Origin of the sequence: Xenorhabdus sp. TS4 (assembly GCF_014467265.1) — a bacterium.
GTDB classification, from domain to species: domain Bacteria; phylum Pseudomonadota; class Gammaproteobacteria; order Enterobacterales; family Enterobacteriaceae; genus Xenorhabdus; species Xenorhabdus ehlersii.
Map to the genome: position 1 here is coordinate 1 of NZ_NKHQ01000042.1, position 473 is coordinate 473.

The 473-nt window shown below is 35.7% G+C and carries 2 pseudogenes; one reads left to right on the plus strand and one right to left on the minus strand.

Features of this window, described 5'->3' with window-relative positions:
- Positions 1–201: 201 nt before the first annotated feature.
- Positions 202–375: pseudogene (locus tag Xets_RS24685) on the minus strand (LysR family transcriptional regulator); the annotation flags it as partial.
- On the opposite strand from Xets_RS24685, the pseudogene Xets_RS12735 reads away from it, so the two are divergent.
- Positions 374–473 (plus strand): annotated as a pseudogene (locus tag Xets_RS12735) (IS1 family transposase); the annotation flags it as partial. The pseudogenes Xets_RS24685 and Xets_RS12735 sit on opposite strands and share 2 nt — an antisense overlap.

The window sequence follows — 473 nt, forward strand, 5'->3', positions numbered from 1 at the left end:
TACGAAAAAACCGCACGAAACTATTTGTCCATGGTGAAATTAGGCTGTATTCGACTCTTTTACAGGCGGTTATCTAATTAAGGGACGCAGCCTAGTATTAATCTACTTAAATAATTTGACATTGAGTCATCACTGAGCAAAATTTCATTTTTGTAGTTAGACTCCCTTCTTATTGAGTAAACTATTTAAACCATTAATGACTATTTCTCTGTAACAAAGTCCTTTTTGATTAGAAATACACATAGAGCGGGGCATTAATGCCATACCTTTTCCTCTTGAAATACTGGAAAGCATTACCAGTGAGTCATCAGGTTCCTTACATCTTTTTAATAGGCAAGGTAATTGTTGAAAATAATTTTCACATTTATCGTAAATTATTTGTGACGTTGATGAACAATGGTCATTTGTGAGTAGTAAGAAAAATCAACGCTGGCTCTGGTATGCTTGGGAACCTCGCCTCAAGCGAGTTGTGG